At 44.3% G+C, this 20,891-nt stretch carries 19 protein-coding genes; 6 read left to right on the forward strand and 13 right to left on the reverse strand.

Annotation, left to right across the window (positions count from 1 at the left end; translation table 11 throughout):
• Positions 1 to 105: 105 nt before the first annotated feature.
• From ychF to rpmH, 13 genes are all read right to left on the reverse strand, one after another.
• Positions 106 to 1,206 carry a redox-regulated ATPase YchF gene (gene ychF / locus BTO30_RS10290; RefSeq protein WP_075398640.1) on the reverse strand — a complete coding sequence of 367 codons (1,101 nt, stop codon included), beginning with the start codon at positions 1,204 to 1,206 and terminating at the stop codon, positions 106 to 108.
• A gap of 107 nt (positions 1,207 to 1,313) precedes the next feature.
• Positions 1,314 to 1,511, reverse strand: coding sequence for a DUF951 domain-containing protein (locus BTO30_RS10295; RefSeq protein WP_075398659.1), 198 nt, complete (start codon positions 1,509 to 1,511; stop codon positions 1,314 to 1,316).
• Positions 1,511 to 2,425 (reverse strand): mechanosensitive ion channel family protein, encoded by a 915-nt coding sequence (locus tag BTO30_RS10300; RefSeq protein WP_075398641.1) that lies wholly within the window; start codon positions 2,423 to 2,425, stop codon positions 1,511 to 1,513. The genes BTO30_RS10295 and BTO30_RS10300 overlap by 1 nt, the downstream gene beginning before the upstream one ends.
• A gap of 77 nt (positions 2,426 to 2,502) precedes the next feature.
• A complete protein-coding gene (locus BTO30_RS10305) occupies positions 2,503 to 3,192 on the reverse strand; it encodes a DUF554 domain-containing protein (protein WP_075398642.1) in 690 nt (229 codons plus the stop codon).
• Positions 3,193 to 3,206: 14 nt separating this feature from the next.
• Positions 3,207 to 4,052, reverse strand: a complete 846-nt coding sequence (locus tag BTO30_RS10310) for a ParB/RepB/Spo0J family partition protein (protein WP_075398643.1) — start codon at positions 4,050 to 4,052, stop codon at positions 3,207 to 3,209.
• Positions 4,045 to 4,806 carry a ParA family protein gene (locus tag BTO30_RS10315; protein WP_075398644.1) on the reverse strand — a complete coding sequence of 254 codons (762 nt, stop codon included), beginning with the start codon at positions 4,804 to 4,806 and terminating at the stop codon, positions 4,045 to 4,047. The genes BTO30_RS10310 and BTO30_RS10315 overlap by 8 nt, the downstream gene beginning before the upstream one ends.
• Before the next feature lie 129 nt (positions 4,807 to 4,935).
• Positions 4,936 to 5,784 (reverse strand): nucleoid occlusion protein, encoded by an 849-nt coding sequence (gene noc / locus BTO30_RS10320; RefSeq protein WP_075398645.1) that lies wholly within the window; start codon positions 5,782 to 5,784, stop codon positions 4,936 to 4,938.
• A gap of 67 nt (positions 5,785 to 5,851) precedes the next feature.
• Positions 5,852 to 6,568 (reverse strand): 16S rRNA (guanine(527)-N(7))-methyltransferase RsmG, encoded by a 717-nt coding sequence (rsmG, locus tag BTO30_RS10325; protein WP_075398646.1) that lies wholly within the window; start codon positions 6,566 to 6,568, stop codon positions 5,852 to 5,854.
• A gap of 13 nt (positions 6,569 to 6,581) precedes the next feature.
• Positions 6,582 to 8,474 (reverse strand): tRNA uridine-5-carboxymethylaminomethyl(34) synthesis enzyme MnmG, encoded by a 1,893-nt coding sequence (gene mnmG / locus BTO30_RS10330; protein WP_075398647.1) that lies wholly within the window; start codon positions 8,472 to 8,474, stop codon positions 6,582 to 6,584.
• A 22-nt stretch (positions 8,475 to 8,496) separates the two neighbouring features.
• Positions 8,497 to 9,882, reverse strand: coding sequence for a tRNA uridine-5-carboxymethylaminomethyl(34) synthesis GTPase MnmE (gene mnmE / locus BTO30_RS10335; protein WP_075398648.1), 1,386 nt, complete (start codon positions 9,880 to 9,882; stop codon positions 8,497 to 8,499).
• 220 nt (positions 9,883 to 10,102) lie between these two features.
• Positions 10,103 to 10,852 carry a YidC family membrane integrase SpoIIIJ gene (gene spoIIIJ / locus BTO30_RS10340; protein ID WP_075398649.1) on the reverse strand — a complete coding sequence of 250 codons (750 nt, stop codon included), beginning with the start codon at positions 10,850 to 10,852 and terminating at the stop codon, positions 10,103 to 10,105.
• A 24-nt stretch (positions 10,853 to 10,876) separates the two neighbouring features.
• Positions 10,877 to 11,245, reverse strand: coding sequence for a ribonuclease P protein component (gene rnpA, locus BTO30_RS10345; protein WP_075398650.1), 369 nt, complete (start codon positions 11,243 to 11,245; stop codon positions 10,877 to 10,879).
• Positions 11,246 to 11,317: 72 nt separating this feature from the next.
• A complete protein-coding gene (rpmH, locus tag BTO30_RS10350; RefSeq protein WP_046180646.1) occupies positions 11,318 to 11,452 on the reverse strand; it encodes a 50S ribosomal protein L34 in 135 nt (44 codons plus the stop codon).
• A gap of 587 nt (positions 11,453 to 12,039) precedes the next feature.
• Here rpmH and dnaA point away from each other — a divergent pair.
• The 6 genes from dnaA (at position 12,040) to gyrA (ending at position 20,700) form a co-directional block, all read left to right on the forward strand.
• Positions 12,040 to 13,395: a chromosomal replication initiator protein DnaA gene (dnaA, locus tag BTO30_RS10355; RefSeq protein WP_211272835.1), complete on the forward strand. Its 1,356-nt coding sequence runs from the start codon at positions 12,040 to 12,042 to the stop codon at positions 13,393 to 13,395.
• 192 nt (positions 13,396 to 13,587) lie between these two features.
• Entirely contained in the window at positions 13,588 to 14,724 is a 1,137-nt protein-coding gene (gene dnaN / locus BTO30_RS10360; protein WP_075398652.1) for a DNA polymerase III subunit beta, read from the forward strand.
• Positions 14,725 to 14,829: 105 nt separating this feature from the next.
• Complete coding sequence (yaaA, locus tag BTO30_RS10365) at positions 14,830 to 15,069, forward strand: S4 domain-containing protein YaaA (RefSeq protein WP_075398653.1); 240 nt, start codon at positions 14,830 to 14,832, stop codon at positions 15,067 to 15,069.
• 26 nt (positions 15,070 to 15,095) lie between these two features.
• Entirely contained in the window at positions 15,096 to 16,214 is a 1,119-nt protein-coding gene (recF, locus tag BTO30_RS10370) for a DNA replication/repair protein RecF (RefSeq protein WP_075398654.1), read from the forward strand.
• Positions 16,215 to 16,252: 38 nt separating this feature from the next.
• Entirely contained in the window at positions 16,253 to 18,172 is a 1,920-nt protein-coding gene (gene gyrB / locus BTO30_RS10375) for a DNA topoisomerase (ATP-hydrolyzing) subunit B (RefSeq protein WP_075398660.1), read from the forward strand.
• 59 nt (positions 18,173 to 18,231) lie between these two features.
• Positions 18,232 to 20,700 (forward strand): DNA gyrase subunit A, encoded by a 2,469-nt coding sequence (gene gyrA / locus BTO30_RS10380; RefSeq protein WP_075398655.1) that lies wholly within the window; start codon positions 18,232 to 18,234, stop codon positions 20,698 to 20,700.
• The last annotated feature ends 191 nt before the right edge of the window (positions 20,701 to 20,891 follow it).

Raw genomic sequence — 20,891 nt, forward strand, 5'->3', positions numbered from 1 at the left:
AATAGTTAAATCGCGCCGCTTCGTTTTTATATTACGCAGCATTTTCTGTCTGACGCACCGGAAGAAAGAGACTTTTCTTTATTCGGCTGTCCCTTTTATGATCAATTATACATTAAACCGGAAATGGACAACGTCGCCATCTTTCATCACGTATTCTTTCCCTTCCAGGCGCACTTTACCCGCTTCTTTTGCTGCGGTCATTGAGCCGTTTGCCACAAGGTCATCATAGGAAACCGTTTCGGCGCGGATAAAGCCGCGTTCAAAGTCCGAGTGAATAATGCCGGCGCATTGGGGTGCTTTCATGCCTTGGCGGAATGTCCACGCACGCACTTCCTGAACGCCTGCCGTAAAGTAAGTCGCAAGGCCGAGCAATGAATACGCCGCTTTAATCAATTGATCAAGGCCGGATTGTTCGATGCCAAGCTCTTCTAAAAACATCGCTTTTTCATCGTCATCAAGTTCCGCAATTTCTTCTTCCACTTTCGCGCAGATGACGATCACTTCCGATCCTTCCCCAGCTGCATAATCCCGTACTTTTTGAACATGCTCATTGCCCGACGGATCAGAAATTTCCTCTTCGCTTACATTGGCGACATACAGCATCGGCTTCGCTGTTAATAAGTGCCATTGCTTCACGATTTTTTGCTGCTCATCTGAAAATTCAATCGAGCGGGCCGGCTTGTCCGCTTCCAGCGCTTCTTTTACAATCACAAGCACATCATGTTCCGCCACCGCGTCTTTGTCTTTTTGCTTCGCAAGTTTCGCCACACGCGCAAGACGTTTGTCCACAGATTCAAGGTCCGCAAGAATCAGTTCAAGGTTAATGACTTCGATGTCATCAATCGGATCGACTTTCCCGGATACATGTGTAATGTTTTCATCGTCAAAGCAGCGGACAACCTGGCAGATCGCATCTACTTCACGAATGTGGGACAAAAACTTGTTTCCAAGACCTTCCCCTTTACTGGCGCCTTTTACGATACCCGCAATATCGGTAAATTCAAACGCCGTCGGAATCGTTTTCTTCGGTGTGACCATTTCCGTTAATTTCGCAAGACGCTCATCCGGCACTTCAACGATACCCACGTTCGGGTCAATGGTACAGAACGGATAGTTTGCCGATTCCGCTCCCGCTTTTGTAATCGCGTTAAATAATGTGGATTTTCCGACATTCGGAAGTCCAACAATGCCTGCTGTTAATGCCATATTTATTCACTCCTTGTTTTCTCTCAAACGTACATTGTTTTCTAAACCTTTCCCCATTATATGGACTGAAGAACAAAAAGGCAATTTCACAATGAAAAAAGAACGGCTTATTCGCCGCTCTCTGTCAGTACTTTCTTCATTTTTTTCGCAAATTCACGGCGCGGCAGCATAACGCTGTGGCCGCAGCCTTCGCACTTAATTCGAATGTCCATGCCAAGCCGGATGATTTTCCAGCGATTCGTGCCGCATGGGTGGGGTTTTTTCATTTCAACAACATCATTTAACTCAAATTGTTTTTCTTCCATCATGCTGTTCCCCCATCTTTCCGCTTTTCTGCTCCGAGTTCTTCTGTTTTTGAATACATCACCATACGCGGATACGGAATTTCAATACCATGTTCATCCAGGCATTCTTTAATTTCTTTTCTCATCATCCGCGCGATATACCAATGATTCATCGGTGTCGTTTCTGCTGTAATACGCAGCGTCACATCCGATGCCGCCAGCATTTGAATGCCCAGCAGCTTCGGCGTTGCCACAATTTCAGGATACTTATCCTGAAGTGTTTCAAGCAATTCATTAATAATCCGTTCCGCTTCAGAAATATTTTCCTCATAAGCGATGCCGACGTCGACGACTGCAACACTGTTATGAAGAGAAAAATTAGTCACTTCCACAATGCTTCCATTTGGTAAAATATGCAGTTCACCGGTCCACTGTTTAATTTTTGTTGTACGGAGTCCGATTTCTTCCACCGTTCCTTCAAATTGGCCGATCCGGACAAAATCACCGACGGAAAATTGATCTTCAAAAATAATGAAAAACCCGGTGATGACATCACGAACAAGGTTTTGCGCACCAAAACCAATGGCAAGACCAAGGACACCGGCACCGGCAATCAGCCCTTTTACATCAAATGACAAAACAGCCAAAACATTGACGAGTGCAATAAAGTACACAACGTATGCCAGCACATTTTCAATTAATTTTAACAGTGTATTTTCACGCCGCTCTGAAAAGGTAAGCGGTGCTTTTGAGCGAATCGCGAAAAAGTTGCGAATCGCCAGTTTGCCTACTTTCACAATGAGCATAGCAGCAAAAATGGTCAAAATAATTTTAATAGTGCCTTCCCCAAATGCAAGCCACGTCTCTTCATTTGTAAATCTTGCCCACAGTTTTTCAAGGGCGCGCTGGTACGTCGATAATGATTGTTCTTCCAAAAGAAGCCCTCCTTACTGTTTCATGAAACGTCCTCATTTTAACAGGAAACCAGCTTCATTTACAGTAGAGCGGTTTTTTAAAACGAAACAAGGATGCCAACGGATACAATAGCCGGCAGCAAATTTGCCACGCGGATGTTTGTCATTCCGAGTAGATTCAGCCCGATGGCCAAAATCATGATTCCTCCCGCTGCCGTCATTTCCAAAATAAAAGCATCCATCCACGCCTGCGGCACAAATCGGTCAATCTGTGTGGCAAGCAGCGCAATGGTTCCTTGATACAGAAATACAGGCACCGCGGAAAATAAAACACCTATACCGAGTGTTGTGGTTAAAATAAGAGCCGTAATTCCATCGATCAGCGATTTTGTAAATAAAACTTCGTGATTACCTCGAATGCCGCTGTCCAGTGCACCGATCACACCCATCGCCCCAATGACAAAAATTAACGTCGCAGTCACAAATCCTTGCGAAATGCTTCCGGTGCCGCTTGAGCCAACCTTTCGTTCCAGCCACTCTCCCAGGCTGTTTAAACGCTCGTCCAGTCTCAGCAGTTCACCGGCAAGTGCACCCGTTACAAGACTGATAATCACAAGCAAAAAATTCTCGCTTTTTAACGCCATCTGCAGCCCGAGAACGCTGACGGCAAGTCCAATGGCATGCATAACTGTCCCTTTGATTCCTTCCGGGATGCGGGTCAGCATCTTTCCAAGCAAAGCGCCAGCCGCAATCGCCAGCCCATTTACGAGTGAACCGATTAAAAACATCCTAATACCCTCTGCTATTCTTGATCGAGCATTTCCAAAATCCGGTTTAAATCGTCAGCTGACATATATTCAATCTCAATTTTCCCTTTTTTGCCGTTTTTCGATTGGCGGATTTGAACGGAGGTACCGAACTTTGCGCGCAGTGCTTCCTCTCGATCTATGATAAATACATCTTTTTTTACCGGTTTTGTTTCACGTGAAACATTGTCATTTAATTTGCGGATCCAGACTTCCATCTGGCGAACCGTCCATCCTTCCGCCACCGCTTTTATCGCCGCTTCATTTTGCTGTTTCTTATGTTTCAAGCCGAGCAGCGCACGGGCGTGTCCCATTGACAGTTTTTCTTCGGCGATAAAGGTTTGGATTTCTGCCGGAAGTCCAAGCAGACGGACATAGTTGGCGATATGCGGACGGCTTTTTCCGATCCGGGCGGCGAGCTCTGCCTGTGTAATCTTTAGTTTATCCATGATGAGCTGATAGGCAGCCGCTTCTTCCATCACCGTTAAATCTTCACGCTGCAGGTTTTCGAGAAGCGCAAGTTCCATCATCTGCTCTTCTGTCAACTCTTTTACGATAGCCGGCACTTCTTTCAATCCGGCTGCTTGTGCAGCACGAAAGCGGCGCTCTCCAGCAACAATTTCATAGCCTTTAATACTTTTGCGAAGCACGATTGGCTGCAAAATGCCGTGTGATTCAATCGACTGCTTTAATTCATCAATCGCTTCCTCGTTAAAAATCTTTCGCGGCTGATGCGGGTTTGGACGTATTTCTTTTACGGATATGTCTTCAACAGTACTATTATTTTCAGGTCTTAAATCCTTAAAAAGCGCATCAAGGCCTTTGCCAAGTCCTTTAGCCATGTGCTGCCACCTCTTTCGCAAAGTCAAGATACACTTCTGCACCGCGTGAACGGGCATCGTAAAGCATTACCGGTTTCCCATGGCTTGGCGCTTCACTTAAACGCACATTGCGCGGAATAACGGTTTGATACACTTTATCATGAAAATATTTTTTCACTTCTTCCACCACTTGAATACTCAAATTGGTCCGAGCGTCAAACATTGTAAGCAGTACACCTTCTATATATAAATCTTTATTTAAATGCGTTTGAACGAGGCGCACTGTATTTAACAATTGATTGAGTCCTTCGAGTGCATAATACTCACACTGCACCGGAATTAAAACAGAATCGGCTGCTGTTAATGCATTAACCGTTAACAGTCCAAGTGAAGGGGGACAATCAATGATAATATAATCAAAGCTTTCCCTGAGCGGCTCCAATGCTTTTTTAAGCCGCAGTTCGCGTGAAATGGCAGATACAAGCTCAATTTCCGCTCCCGCCAGTGCAATCGTGGCGGGGGCTGCATACATGCATTCCGCAGCTGTCGGTTTAATGACATCTACAAGCTCTACGTCATCCACAAGGACATCATAGATGCATTGTTCCACCGTGCTTTTTTCAATGCCGGCCCCGCTTGTTGCATTACCTTGTGGATCAATATCAAGAAGCAGTACTTTTTTTTGAAGCGAGGCGAGAGAAGCCCCTAGATTAACGGATGTGGTCGTTTTTCCTACACCGCCTTTTTGATTGGCAATCGTAATTACTTTCCCCAATGGAAGACACCTGCTTTCTTCTGTCCGTGTTGTCTGTCTCTTATTTTAACAAAATAAACGATTTTTTGCTTTTTTCCATGCAAAAAAGCCGTTTTTTAACTCAATTGAGTAAAAACGGCTTTTCAGTCGTCATTGTTTCGGTTTTTTCGGTATTTGAATCGTAATCCGATAGAAATCGTCACTTTCTTCCTCTGACTGCTCCACTTGAATACCGCTTTCCTGAACAAGTGACAATGACTGCCGAATCGTATTTACCGCGATGCGAATGTCCCGGCTGACCGCTTTTTTACGCGGCTTTGGCTGCTCTTTTTCAAGCATTTTTATAACCCGGTCTTCTGTCTGTTTTACATTCAACTGTTTTGCCAGCATAATTTGAAGCAGCTCACTTTGCAGCTGCGGCTTTTTCAGCGGCAGAAGAGCACGTGCATGCCGTTCTGTAATGTGCTTTTCCGCCACAGCTTGCTGCACATCTTCCGGCAGTTTTAAAAGGCGAAGTTTATTCGCAATAAACGACTGGCTTTTTCCGACCATGACAGCGAGTGACTGCTGTGTCATCTCATGTAAATCGAGCAGTCTTTTGTACGCGGCTGCTTCTTCAACCGGCGATAATTCTTCCCGCTGTACATTTTCAATTAAAGCGGCGGACGCTGTCTGTTCATCGGTAAACGAACGGATGATGACCGGAACAGCCGTATGTCCGAGGCTTAGTGCCGCTCTGTACCGTCTTTCACCGGCAATGATTTCATAACGGTCCTCTTCTATCTCTCTTACGACAATCGGCTGAATAATGCCGTGTACAGCAATCGTTGACGCCAGCTCTTGAATTTTTTCTTCTTGAAAGACAATGCGCGGCTGAAATCGATTTGGCTGAATGCATTGAACGGAAATTTCTTTTACTTCGTCTGCCGGCAGCATGATTGCGACATCGGATGACTGTTCACTTTTCCCTCCAAATAAACGGGAAAAAGGACGCTTCATGACTACACCACCTTCTCTTTTCTCCACCTGTTACTATTCGCCATGAGGCGCCCTGTTCCTGCTATCATTATTCAATTGGTGTTTTATTTGGTGTTCCCGGCTTGCGCGGGTATTTTTTCGGTGTATCTTTTTCTTTGCGGATCACGATAATGGTCCGTTCACTTTCTTCCACAGGAAGACGGAACGAAAAAACATTTTCTGTTTTTCCGCCCAGCACGTGAATAGCTTTCGCCGCTGCTGCCATTTCATCGGCTGCGCTCGCTGCTTTCATTGCGACGAAAATACCGCCCGTTTTGGCAAAAGGCAGGCATAGCTCTGAAAGTACGGACATGCGGGCAACGGCACGGGCAGTCACAATATCATACTGCTCGCGATGTTCCGGTTTCCGGCCCATTTCTTCTGCTCTTCCATGTACAAAATGAACATTTTCCAGCTTCAATTCAGACGCAAGATGGTTCAGAAATGTAATTCGTTTATTTAATGAATCAATAATTGTCACGTCGAGCTGCGGAAACGCGATTTTTAGTGGAATACTTGGAAACCCTGCCCCCGCTCCGACATCACAAATACGGAATGGCTTCGTTAAATCGGTATACATGGCCGCTGTCAGCGAGTCAAAAAAATGTTTAACGTACACATCTTCCTGTTTGGTAATGGCCGTTAAGTTCATTTTTTCATTCCATTCAACGAGCAGCTCATAATAGCGGTGAAATTGATTCATTTGCTTATCTGAAAGCACAATGCCTTTTTCAGCAAGAGCCATTTGAAATTGATCGATTTTCATTGAGAGACCTTCCTTATTCGCTGCCGGTCCGCGCAACACGGCCCTGCTCGATATAGATCAGTAAAATGGAAATATCAGCCGGATTGACCCCGGAAATACGTGACGCCTGCGCAATCGAGAGCGGCCGTACTTCTTTCAAGTTTGTCCGTGCTTCGTTGGCAATGCCGCTGATCGCATCATAATCAATGTCAGCCGGAATTTTTTTGTTTTCCATCTTTTTCATTCGTTCTACCTGCTGAAGCGATTTTTCAATATAGCCTTCATATTTACTCTGAATTTCTACCTGCTCTTCCACTTCTTCGTCCAACTGACGATCCGCCGGTATAAGCTGTTTGATCGCTTCATATGTCATTTCCGGACGGCGGAGTAAATCCGCACCGCGAATACCGTCTTTCAACTCACTTCCGCCTGCTTCACGAATAATAGCCTGCGTTTTTTCATCCGGTTTAATAATCGTTGATTTTAACCGGTCTATTTCCTCGGCAATCGCCGCTTTTTTCGCTGTAAAGGCAGCATAGCGTTCTTCTGAAATCATACCAAGTTTATAGCCGATTTCGGTTAAACGAAGATCCGCATTGTCATGACGGAGCAATAAACGGTATTCCGCCCGTGATGTTAACAGTCGATACGGCTCACTTGTTCCTTTTGTGACAAGGTCATCGATCATAACGCCGATATAGGCATCTGAGCGGCTTAAGACAACTTCTTCTTTGCCGAGAACACGGCAAGCTGCATTAATTCCGGCCATGAGTCCTTGTCCGGCCGCTTCCTCGTAACCGGATGTACCATTAATTTGTCCCGCTGTGTATAAGTTTTTTACTCTTTTTGTTTCCAGAGTCGGCCACAGTTGCGTCGGCACCACTGCATCGTACTCAATTGCATAACCTGCTCGCATCAGCTGAGCTTTTTCAAGACCCGGAATAGTCCGGAGCATGCGGTACTGCACGTCTTCCGGCAAGCTTGTCGAAAATCCCTGCACATATACTTCTTCTGTATTACGGCCCTCCGGCTCAAGAAAAATTTGATGTCGCGGTTTGTCGTTGAAACGGACGACTTTGTCTTCAATTGACGGACAGTAGCGCGGGCCACGCCCTTTAATGACGCCAGAATACATCGGAGAACGATGCAGATTTTCGCCAATGATATGATGCGTTTCTTCATTCGTGTACGTGAGCCAGCATGGAAGCTGATCCGTAATATATTCCTTCGTTTCGTAACTGAACGCACGCGGCACATCATCACCCGGTTGAATTTCCGTTTTTGAATAGTCAATTGTCCGGCTGTTCACGCGCGGTGGTGTACCTGTTTTGAAGCGGACAAGTTCCAGGCCGAGTTCTTCGAGGTGTTCGGATAACTTTAGAGACGGCTGCTGGTTATTCGGGCCGCTTGAATATTTCAAATCACCGAGAATAATTTCCCCGCGTAAAAACGTTCCGCTCGTAATAACAACTGCTTTTGAGCGATACATGGCACCTGTTTGTGTAATGATTCCGCGGCATTCACCGTCTTCAATAATTAATCGTTCCGCCATCCCTTGAATGAGTGTCAAGTTCGGTTCATTTTCAATCGTTTTCTTCATTTCCTGCTGATACAAGACTTTATCGGCCTGCGCACGCAGCGCGCGGACAGCCGGCCCTTTTCTTGTATTCAACATTCTCATTTGAATGTGTGTTTTATCTATATTTTTCGCCATCTCGCCGCCAAGCGCGTCAATTTCCCGCACAACAATTCCTTTTGCCGGTCCGCCCACTGACGGGTTGCATGGCATGTAGGCAATCATGTCGAGGTTAATCGTAATCATTAACGTTTTAGCACCAACCCGGGCGGAAGCAAGACCTGCTTCTACGCCCGCGTGCCCTGCTCCAATGACGACAACATCAAATTCGCCTGCTTCATAATAATTCATGCTTCGTTTTCCTTTCTAATGATTATTTCCCTAGGCAAAATTGTGAAAACAGCTGATCAATCAAACTTTCATGAACGCTTTCTCCGATTATTTCACCGAGTAATTCCCACGTTCTCGTCAAATCAATTTGGACAATATCAATCGGTACACCGGACTCTACGCCGTTAATCGCATCGGTAATGGATCGATTTGCCTGATTTAAAAGCGCAATATGCCGGGAGTTAGAGACGTATGTCATATCCTGAGCGCCGACTGCTCCTGAGAAAAAGAGCGACGCAACCGCTTCTTCCAGTTCATCAATTCCCTGCTCTTCCAGAAGCGATGTTGTCACAAGCCTGTTGTCTTTGGCCAATTCCCGCACGCGCTCCATATTTATTTTCGGCGGAAGATCTGTTTTATTCACAATAACAATAACATCCATACCATCAACGGCCTCAAACAAGTTTTCATCTTCCTGCGACAGTTCATCCGAATAGTTTAACACAAGTAGTATTAAATCGGCTTCCTTCAGTACTTTTCTTGACCGTTCGACACCGATCCGTTCAACAATATCCTCCGTTTCGCGAATACCCGCTGTATCGACAAGACGAAGCGGAACACCGCGTACATTCACATATTCTTCAATGACATCACGCGTCGTTCCGGGAATATCCGTAACAATTGCTTTATTTTCCTGAACGAGTGCATTTAGGAGCGATGATTTTCCGACGTTCGGCCGGCCGACAATGACAGTGGATAATCCTTCACGCAAAATTTTCCCTTGTTCCGCTGTCCGGAGCAGCCGGTCAATTTCAGACTGCACAAATTGTGATTTTTCAAGTAATACGCGATGCGTCATTTCTTCCACATCGTCATATTCCGGATAGTCAATATTCACTTCCACGTGGGCAAGCGTTTCTAAAATTTCCTGGCGCAGTTTTTGAATAAGCTTTGACAGACGGCCTTCCACTTGATTCAAAGCGACGTTCATCGCTTTATCCGTTTTGGCGCGAATTAAATCCATGACTGCTTCTGCCTGTGACAGGTCAATTCGGCCGTTTAAAAAAGCACGCTTCGTGAATTCTCCCGGTTCTGCAAGACGCGCTCCTTCATTTAAAACAATCTGCAAAACACGATTAACCGCCGTTATTCCTCCGTGGCAGTTAATTTCCACGACGTCTTCCCGCGTGAAGGTTTTCGGTCCCTTCATTAAAGACACCATTACTTCTTCCGCCGTACGTCCTGTGGATGGATCTATTAAGTGCCCGTAATGTATCGTATGACTCGGTACTGTGGATAACGTTTTGCTCCCCGGCGCGCGGAATACTTTATCCGCAATGGAAATAGCTTCATCACCACTTAACCGGACGATCGCAATCGCTCCTTCACCAGGCGGTGTTGAAATCGCGGCAATTGTGTCAAATTCCATCTTTTCCACCTCTTTCGCATTTTCATTTTATCTATAGCAGCCAATGGCTTCTTTTTCATTCCCTAAATAAATAGGATACCACAGCCCGTCAATGAAAAAAAGATAATGAATTCTCCACATGTTGATAACTCCATAATAACTTTTATTTTAAAAAAGGTTTTAATTTCCTTTTTTTAATAAATAAAAAGACATTGTCTGAAGAGACAATGTCCTTTTATTTTTACATAATAGATGGATCCTGTGCTTTGTTCGGTCCATTAATAATGAGTGTCTGGACAATCATAAAAATACTGCCGACAACCCAATATAGCGATAGCGCCGCCGGGAGTGTAATCCCGAAGACAATAATCATAACCGGCATAAGCCAAAGCATCATCGCCATCTGCGGATTTTGATTGACTGTTCCGGCCATCATCAATTTTTGCTGGAAGAATGTAAACACACCGGCAAGAACCGACAAAATAATATCCGGTGAACCAAGATCAAACCATAAAAATGTATGGTGTTTAATTTCTTCCGTACGCATAATTGCCTGATAAAGACCGATGATGATCGGCATTTGAACTAAAATCGGGAAACAGCCGGCAAGCGGGTTTACACCATGCTTTTGAAAAAGTGCCATCGTTTCCTGCTGTAATTTTTGCTGTGTCTGTGCATCTTTTGATTTATATTTTTCCTGAATTTTTTTAATTTCAGGCTGCAGCAGCTGCATCGCTTTTGCACTTTTTGTCTGTTTAATCATAAGCGGCAATATGATAATTCGGATAATAATCGTCACCACAACGATCCCCAGGCCATAGCCGCCTACTAAATTGGATGTAGCTGTAATAAATTGCGAAAGCGGGTAAATGACATATTCATTCCAAAACCCTTCACTATCTGCTGTAATTTCCTGATTGACTTCTGTACAGCCGGCAAGCAATACAGAAAAAAGAGCCAGAATCAGAAATGAAAGCGTTCTTTTATTCAAACTATTACGCCCCCTATCATTTGCTTACTCTTTATTTGGTTTATTCGATTGTTTTCCCTGCAGCGCCCTCGCCAGCTTCAGCACATGCATAAGACTGCCTTTCACTTCCGTACATGACATATCCGCGGCCGGCTTTCTTGCAATGATAATGAAATCATAGCCGGGACAAACATCCATCTTTAATTCTATAAAGCACTGTCTTATGTATCGCTTTATTCGGTTGCGCACAACAGCATTGCCGATTTTTTTACTGACCGACAAGCCGATCCGGAACGGTACATTTTGTTCTTTTTTATACATATAAACAACAAACTGCCGATTCGCGAACGATTTCCCTTTACTGAAAACCGTTTGAAAATCGTCATTTTTTTTAATTCGGAATGATTTTTTCATCATGACACCTGCTGGTTCTTTCATTCGCACAGCGATCTTTAGAAAAAAAGACCACTGAAATGGTCAGTGGTCTTATGCAGATAATACTTTTCTGCCTTTTGCACGGCGGCTTGCTAAAACACGGCGGCCGTTTTTAGAACTCATACGTGCACGGAAACCATGAACTTTGCTTCTTTTACGTTTATTAGGCTGATACGTTCTTTTCATATTAAAACACCTCCCTGAGGTTTTCAAATTCATATTTTCAAAACAGTCTTTGTTAATTATAAAGACGAGTGTCAATCCTGTCAACTGCATTTTAAAAACGGATTGGATCGACTTTATTTTACTGTCTTTTCTCAGCGGAATTTATTTATACACAACACATAATTTGTTGAACAAATACACATTGTGGACAGCATTCGACGGCACTTTTTGATTATCCACAACCTCTTACTCTTGTTCTTCACAAGTCCTCACACTGTGGACAACGTTTCAAACATTGGTTTTTACCCTGTGGATAATTGATTTCAACCATTGCAACTGCTCTATATTTCTGCTATTATTATTTTGTTTTCACTCTGGATAACTCATTTCCAGAAAAAAACTATCCACAACTGTGGATAGTTTGTGGAAAAGCTATAAACAGACTGTTTTTATTTTTGTCCACACACTGTAGAAATTGTCGAAAAACTACTTTCATCTTATTATATATTTATTCACAATCATTGTCATGCATAATTATAAATTCTCCCCTTGTTTATGTTGTACAAACATTGAACATAGTATGCCTGGAGCAAGAAAGAAGGTGCCATATGGAAAACATTGATGATCTCTGGAACAAGGTTCTTGAGAATATTCAAACAAGAATAAGCAAACCGAGTTATGATACGTGGGTAAAATCAACGAAGGCTCATTCTCTTCATGGAGACGCAATTGTTGTTGCTGCCCCCAACTTTTTTAACCGCGATTGGCTTGAAGGGCACTACACGCACCTTATGTCGGAAATTATTAATGATTTAACCGGAGAAAAGCTGGATGTTTACTTTATTTCTCCGGACGTCCATGATTTCGAGACATACGTACCTCCAAAACACCAGCAAGAACAAGAGGCGGCCAATCAAAAAACGAACGGACAGGATACCATTCAAAGCATGCTGAATCCAAAATACACGTTTGACACATTTGTAATCGGTTCGGGCAACCGTTTTGCCCACGCGGCTTCACTTGCTGTGGCAGAAGCTCCCGCAAAAGCGTATAATCCACTTTTTATCTATGGGGGCGTGGGTCTCGGAAAAACACATTTAATGCACGCGATCGGACATTACGTTCTTGAACACAATCCAGGAGCAAAAGTGGTTTATTTGTCGTCGGAAAAATTCACGAACGAGTTTATTAACTCCATCCGTGATAATAAAGCGGTGGAGTTTCGGAACAAATACCGTAATGTGGACGTTCTGCTCATTGATGATATTCAATTTTTGGCGGGCAAAGAACAAACACAGGAAGAGTTCTTTCATACATTTAATACGCTGCACGAGGAAAGCAAACAAATCATCATATCCAGTGACCGGCCTCCAAAAGAAATCCCGACGCTTGAAGACCGGCTCCGTTCACGGTTCGAGTGGGGATTGATTACCGATATTACACCACCGGATCTGGAAACAAGAATTGCAATCCTGCGCAAAAAAGCCCGGGCTGAAAATTTGGACGTGCCAAATGAAGTCATGCTGTACATCGCCAATCAAATCGACACAAACATCCGTGAGTTAGAAGGAGCGCTCATCCGTGTTGTTGCCTATTCTTCTTTAATTAACAAGGAAGTGAACGCAAACGTGGCTGCAGACGCGCTGAAAGACATTATTCCAGGGGCACGGCCAAAAGTCATTACGATTCCGGATATTCAACGGGTCGTTGGTGAGCAATATGATATCCGCCTCGAAGATTTCAAAGCGAAAAAACGGACAAAATCAGTTGCATTTCCGCGTCAGGTTGCCATGTATTTATCCCGTGAACTGACGGATTTTTCACTTCCCAAAATCGGGGAGGAGTTTGGCGGGCGTGATCATACAACGGTCATCCACGCGCACGAAAAAATATCAAAGCTGCTGGACACAGATCCTGCTGTTCAACAAAAAGTGAAAGAAATTATCACCATTTTAAAAGCTTAATAGCTTGTGAATAAACCAGGGCGAGTATCAACAGTCTGTCCACATGTGGATAGACTGTATTTATTTCGTTTTTTTGCACTTATCCACAAATCAACAAGCCCTACTACTACGACTATTATTTTTTTAATATAAAAATACAGAACCAACCTTTAAGGAGGTTGCTATTCTAATATAATAACGGAGGGACACAGTATGAAATTTTCCATTCAAAAAGACCGGCTTGTCGGAAGTGTACAAGATGTTTTAAAAGCAGTAAGTTCCAGAACGACAATTCCTATTTTGACCGGTATTAAAATTCACGCATCAGATGATGGCATTACATTGACGGGAAGCGACTCTGATATTTCGATCGAATCATTTATACCGAAAGAAGAAGGGGAAACACCGGTTGCGGTGATTGAAAAAACAGGCGGAGTTGTCTTGAATGCCCGTTTTTTTAATGAAATTGTCCGTAAGCTGCCGGCCTCTACTATTGAATTTGAAACATCATCATCGTTTCAAACAATGATTCGTTCAGGACATGCGGAATTCAGCTTGAATGGGCAAGATGCAGATGAATATCCTCATTTGCCGCAAATCGATGATGAAAATGTGTTCAAATTGCCTGCTGATCTTGTTAAAACATTAATACGGCAAACTGTATTTGCCGTATCAACATCTGAAACCCGTCCCATTTTAACTGGCGTCAACTGGAAAATCGAACAAGGAACACTTATTTGTACAGCAACAGACAGCCACCGCCTTGCTTTGCGAAAAACAACAGCGGAAGGGCTCCCGGACGGCGAATATAATGTGGTCATTCCAGGGAAAAGCTTGACCGAGCTTAGTAAAATTTTAGATGACTCGAATGAACCGGTGGAAATTGTCATGACGGAAAACCAGGTTCTTTTCCGTTCAAAACATGTGTTATTTTTCTCACGTCTGCTTGAAGGGAATTATCCGGATACGAGCCGTCTTATTCCGGATGATTACAAAACGAAAATTGAACTGAACACGAAAGAATATTTGCAGGCGGTTGACCGCGCTTCACTTTTAGCCCGTGAAGGCCGAAACAATGTAGTGAAAATGAGCAGCGGGGATTCCGGTACGATTGAAATTTCATCCAACTCTCCTGAGATCGGAAAAGTAACCGAGCAGGTTAACAGCATTTCAGCAGAAGGGGAGGAACTGAAAATCTCGTTCAGCGCGAAATATATGATGGATGCACTCAAAGCCATTGAAGGGGCAGAAATTGATATACAGTTTACAGGTGCGATGCGTCCGTTCGTTATTCGCCCGCTTCATGATGACTCAACCTTGCAATTAATTTTACCTGTCCGCACATATTGATCCACCCATGCGAAAAGCGGGGCGTAACAGCTCCGCTTTTTTTGTATTCAAGCCAATTATTTAGTAAAATAAAGTATTAGGTTTTTTAACGGAGGAAACGACTATATGACGACTCAAAAAACAGGGAACGATGAAGAATTCATCACGCTCGGTCAATTTTTAAAACTTGCCGGCGTTATTCAGACGGGCGGCATGGCTAAATGGTTTTTAAGCGAGCACGATGTATATGTAAATGGCGAAAAAGATAATCGCAGAGGACGGAAACTGTATGAAGGCGATGAAGTGGAAATTCCAGGTGATGGTATATATGAAGTTGGATTCGGATCAGAGGAAGAGAGCGATTAACTGCCCGCGAAAGGTGTTTTGATTATATGCACATTGAACAAATGGCCCTTGAAAATTATCGCAATTACGAATCTCTTCTTGTTCAATTCGACAATACCGTCAATGTCGTCATCGGTGAAAATGCGCAGGGAAAAACAAATATCATTGAATCCATTTACGTGCTGGCGATGGCCAAATCGCACCGGACATCAAATGATAAAGATTTAATTCGCTGGGAAGCGGAATATGCTAAAATAAAAGGGCGAGTGCAAAAAAAGCATCAGTCACTCCCGCTTGAACTGCTGATTTCCAAAAAAGGAAAAAAAGCGAAGGTCAATCATCTTGAGCAAACGCGTCTGAGCCGATACATCGGCAATATGAACGTGGTCATGTTTGCGCCGGAAGATTTGACGCTTGTCAAAGGAAGCCCACAGGTTAGAAGGCGTTTTATTGACATGGAAATTGGACAGGTATCGCCTGTTTATTTACACGATTTAAGTCTTTATCATAAAGTGTTGCAGCAGCGGAACCATTATTTAAAGCAGCTGCAGACGAAACGTGCATCAGACTACACCATGCTTGATGTACTGACAGAACAGTTGATTGATCTGGCTGTGAAAGTGATGATAAAGCGGTTTGAATTTATCCGAATGCTTCAAAGATGGGCAGGACCGCTGCATTCAGGGATCTCCAGAGGCATTGAATCACTTAATATTTTATATGAACCTGCCGCAGGTATTCGTGAGGAACACAGTGAAGAGCAGATTCGGTCTATTTTGACCGAATCGTTTCAAAAAGGCCGGACAAGAGAAGTGGACCGCGGTGTTACACTGACAGGACCGCATCGTGACGATCTTCTTTTTTATGTAAACGGCAAAAACATTCAAACATTCGGATCGCAGGGGCAGCAGCGGACGACAGCGCTGGCGGTAAAACTTGCGGAGATTGAATTGATTCAATCTGAAATCGGGGAATACCCGATTTTACTTCTTGATGATGTTTTATCCGAACTGGATGATTACCGTCAATCCCATTTACTGAATACGATTCATGGGAAAGTGCAGACGTTTGTGACCACAACGAACACGGATGGCATTGAACACGACACATTAAATGCTGCTTCCGCTTACAGTGTAACAAGCGGAGCTATTCAACAAATAAAGTAATATCATTTTACCGAAAGAGAAGGTGACTGGATTTGACAATGGAACAACAAAATACGACACCTTCCTATGATGAAAATCAAATACAGGTGCTTGAAGGACTTGAGGCTGTCCGAAAACGTCCCGGTATGTATATCGGTTCGACGAGCGCAAGAGGTCTTCATCACCTCGTTTGGGAAATTGTCGATAACAGTATTGATGAGGCGCTTGCCGGCTTTTGTACAGAAATCAACGTCATCATTGAAGAAGATAACAGCATTACCGTTAAAGATAATGGACGCGGTATCCCGGTCGGCATTCATGAAAAAATGGGCCGCCCTGCTGTTGAAGTCATTTTGACTGTTCTTCACGCCGGAGGTAAATTTGGCGGCGGCGGCTATAAAGTATCCGGCGGTCTTCATGGCGTTGGCGCTTCCGTTGTAAATGCGCTCTCAACGATGCTTGAAGTATATGTACACCGCGATGGGAAAATTCATTATCAGTCTTTTAAACGCGGTGTTCCCCAGGAAGATTTAAAAATAGTCGGTGAGACGGATATTACGGGTACACATATTCATTTCTGCCCGGATGGAGAAATTTTCACGGAAACGCTTGTATACGATTACGATACACTGGCGCAGCGCCTGCGTGAGCTTGCTTTCTTAAACCGCGGAATTAAAATTACGCTGGAAGATAAGCGCGGTGAAGGAAAACAAAACGAATACCACTATGAAGGCGGAATTAAATCATATGTGGAACATTTGAACCGCACAAAAGAAGTGCTGCATGAAGAAGCCATCTTCATGGAAGGTGAGCGAGAAGGCATTCATGTTGAAGTAGCCCTGCAATACAACGATGGCTATGTCGGCAATATTTATTCATTTGCGAACAACATCAGCACGCATGAAGGCGGAACACATGAATCCGGCTTTAAAACGGCATTGACGCGTGTCATTAATGACTATGCCCGTAAAAATGGACTTGTGAAAGAGATTGATACAAATTTGTCCGGTGAAGATGTACGTGAAGGATTGACCGCCATTATTTCAGTGAAGCATCCGGATCCGCAGTTTGAAGGACAGACAAAAACAAAGCTTGGAAACTCCGAAGCACGCACGGTAACAGACTCCGTTTTTGCCGGCCGCTTTGAAACATTTTTGCTTGAAAATCCAACAATAGCGCGAAAAATTGTCGAAAAAGGGATGATGGCAGCCCGGGCCCGCCTAGCTGCTAAAAAAGCACGCGAACTGACACGCCGCAAGAGTGCACTTGAGGTCTCAAGCCTGCCGGGGAAACTCGCGGACTGTTCATCGCGCGACCCGAAAATCAGCGAACTGTACATCGTCGAAGGAGATTCTGCCGGCGGATCAGCAAAGCAGGGCCGCGACCGGCACTTCCAGGCGATCCTTCCGCTGCGCGGGAAAATTTTGAACGTTGAAAAAGCGCGGTTGGATAAAATTTTATCGAATAACGAAGTGCGCGCGATGATTACTGCACTCGGTACAGGAATCAGCGAAGATTTTGATCTTTCAAAAGCACGTTATCACAAATTGGTCATCATGACCGATGCCGATGTTGACGGCGCGCATATCCGCACCCTTTTGTTAACGTTCTTTTTCCGCTATATGCGACCGCTCGTTGAAGCAGGCTATGTGTATATTGCCCAGCCGCCATTATATAAAGTGCAGCAAGGGAAGCAAATTAGCTATGCATATAATGATCATGAGTTAAATGAAATTATGGCTGCGCTCCCTGGAAACGCAAAGCCGGCATTGCAGCGTTATAAAGGTTTGGGTGAGATGAATCCTGCACAGCTGTGGGAAACGACAATGGACCCTTCCACGCGTACCCTTTTGCAGGTGACATTGAAAGATGCAATGGAAGCGGATGAAACCTTTGAAATTTTAATGGGCGATAAGGTGGAACCGCGCCGTAAATTTATTGAAGATAATGCAAGCTACGTTAAAAATCTCGATATATAAACTGAAATGGCGCCCGTGAATGCGGGCGCTCCCACTTTTTTAAAAGGGAGGATTTTTTCATGGCTGATACGCCAAGCTCCAACGTGAAAGAGATTAATATAAGCCAGGAAATGCGTTCATCATTTCTAGATTATGCGATGAGCGTTATCGTTTCCCGTGCACTTCCGGACGTGCGTGATGGCTTAAAGCCGGTTCATCGGCGTATTCTTTATGCAATGAATGACCTTGGCATGACAGCGGACAAAGCCTATAAAAAGTCTGCACGGATCGTCGGTGACGTTATTGGTAAGTATCACCCGCACGGTGACTCTGCTGTGTATGAAACGATGGTACGGATGGCGCAGGACTTCAACTATCGCTACATGCTTGTTGACGGCCACGGCAATTTCGGTTCGGTCGACGGCGATGCTGCGGCCGCAATGCGGTATACAGAAGCCCGTATGTCAAAAATTGCAATGGAAATAACACGCGACTTGAATAAAGATACGATTGACTATAAAGACAACTATGATGGCTCTGAACGGGAACCGGTCGTATTGCCGGCGCGCTTTCCAAACCTGCTTGTCAACGGAGCATCCGGTATTGCTGTCGGCATGGCGACGAATATTCCGCCTCATCAGCTTGGAGAAGTCATTGATGGACTCCTAGCTGTAAGTAAAAATCCGGATTTGTCTGTGCTTGATTTAATGGAGTACATACCGGGACCTGATTTCCCGACTGCCGGTATTTTAATGGGACGAAGCGGGATTCGCCGTGCATATGAGACAGGACGCGGATCTATTACATTGCGTGCACGCACAGAAATTGAAGAAAAAGCAAATGGGAAAGAAACGATCATCGTTACAGAAATCCCGTATCAAGTGAATAAAGCGAAATTAATTGAACGGATTGCGGAACTTGTCCGTGATAAAAAAATTGATGGCATCACCGATCTTCGCGATGAATCAGACCGGGAAGGCATGCGGATTGTGATGGAAATCCGCCGTGACGCAAATGCCAGTGTTGTATTAAATAATTTGTATAAATATACGGCGATGCAAACAAGCTTTGGCATTAATATGCTGGCGCTTGTCGACGGGCATCCGAAAGTACTCAGCTTAAAAGAATGCTTAACGCATTATCTTGCTCACCAGCAGGAAATTATTCGCCGCCGCACGCAGTTTGACTTAAATAAAGCGGAAGCGCGTGCACACATTTTAGAAGGACTTCGTATTGCGCTTGATCATATCGACCGCATCATCGCCTTGATCCGGGGTTCTCAAACAACGGATATTGCACGCGAGGGGTTGATGGAACAGTTCGGTTTATCTGAAAAGCAGGCTCAGGCGATTTTGGATATGCGTCTTCAGCGTTTAACAGGACTGGAACGCGAAAAAATCGAAGAAGAATATCAGAATCTGCTTGCGGTAATTGCCGAATTAAAAGCCATTTTAGCAGACGAAGAAAAAATTCTTGAAATCATCCGCGAAGAATTGACTGAAATTAAAGAGAGGTTCAATGATAAGCGCCGCACAGAAATTACAGACGGTGCTCCTGGAGATTTAATGGACGAAGATTTGATCCCGGTTGAAAAAATCATCGTAACGCTCACACATAAAGGATATATTAAACGCCTCCCTGTATCGACATATCGCAGTCAAAGACGCGGAGGACGCGGCATTCAAGGCATGGGCACGAATGAAAATGACTTTGTGGAGCAGCTGCTTACAACATCCACGCATGATACGATTCTCTTTTTCACAAACAAAGGGAAAGTGTATCGCCTAAAAGGGTATCAAATTCCGGAATTCAGCCGTACTGCTAAAGGCATTCCGCTTGTTAACCTGCTTGGTGTTGAACAGGATGAGTGGGTAAATTCCATGCTCTTCGTTGAAGAATTTACTGAAGATGCATTTTTATTCTTCGCAACAAAACAAGGCATTGTGAAGCGCACACCGCTTATGGATTATGCCAATATTCGTACGAACGGCTTAATTGCACTCAATATTCGTGAAGAAGACGAACTCATATCTGTTAAATTGACAGATGGACAGCAGCATATTGTGATTGGAACAAAACAAGGGATGCTCATCCGCTTCCCTGAAGATAACGTCCGTTCCATGGGCCGAACTTCAACAGGTGTAAAAGGCATTACACTGTCGGAAGATGATTATGCGGTAGGAATGGAACTTGTTAAAGAAAACGATTATATTTTAATCGTCACAGAAAATGGTTATGGGAAATTAACGCCGGAGTCCGAATACCGTATTCAAACACGTGGGGGTAAAGGCCTCATAACATGCAACATTACGGAAAAGAATGGAACAATGATTGCGGTAAAAACTGTCACTGGCGAAGAGGACCTCATGTTAATTACAATGGGTGGCGTCCTGATCCGGATGGATATTGGCAGCATTTCCATTACCGGACGCAATACGCAGGGAGTTAAGCTTATTCGCCTCGGTGATAATGAAACGGTTGCTACCGTGGCAAAAGTGGAAAAAGAAGATGAAGAAGCGCTCGATTCTGAGGAAGAAACAGAAGAATGAAGCAAAAAAGGGGCTGTCTCAAAAGCCTCTTAATGAAGAAAATCCGGCGGGTTCTTGAAAAGGACCCGCCGGATTTTTTCATTTGCCGCCGTTTTGCCCCTGCAACTGGCGGGTCACCTGCGCCGGTTGCAGGAAATTGTGGGCCATGGCGGCGAGGCCGAAATCGAGGTGAACGGTGTCCAGACCCCTGA

Origin of the sequence: Domibacillus antri, assembly GCF_001936625.1 — a bacterium.
GTDB classification, from domain to species: domain Bacteria; phylum Bacillota; class Bacilli; order Bacillales; family Domibacillaceae; genus Domibacillus; species Domibacillus antri.